The organism is Methylophaga pinxianii (assembly GCF_020447225.1).
GTDB classification, from domain to species: Bacteria; Pseudomonadota; Gammaproteobacteria; order Nitrosococcales; family Methylophagaceae; genus Methylophaga; species Methylophaga pinxianii.
This window is the reverse complement of the sequence record NZ_JAJAEO010000002.1, coordinates 1-202: the sequence shown is the minus strand read 5'-3', so window position 1 is coordinate 202 and position 202 is coordinate 1. Positions and strand designations below refer to the sequence as shown.

The following is a 202-nucleotide window of genomic DNA, read 5'->3' as shown; positions in this document are numbered from 1 at the left end:
TCAACGCCAAAATGCGTCTGGCACCGTTAAGTACAATGCCCCCCGCGATGGTGCCGATAATCAGATCCGGATAATTGGAACCGGTCCACGCGACCAGGGCGCCAGCGGTGATGACCCCCAGGTTGATCACCACGTCGTTGGCCGAGAATATCCAGCTTGCCTTCATGTGCGCCCCGCCTTCCCGATGTTTGGATATGAGCAG

At 57.9% G+C, this 202-nt stretch carries 1 pseudogene; it reads right to left on the bottom strand.

The features are described from left to right. Positions 1 to 202, bottom strand: a pseudogene (locus LGT40_RS16690) (cation transporter); the annotation flags it as partial.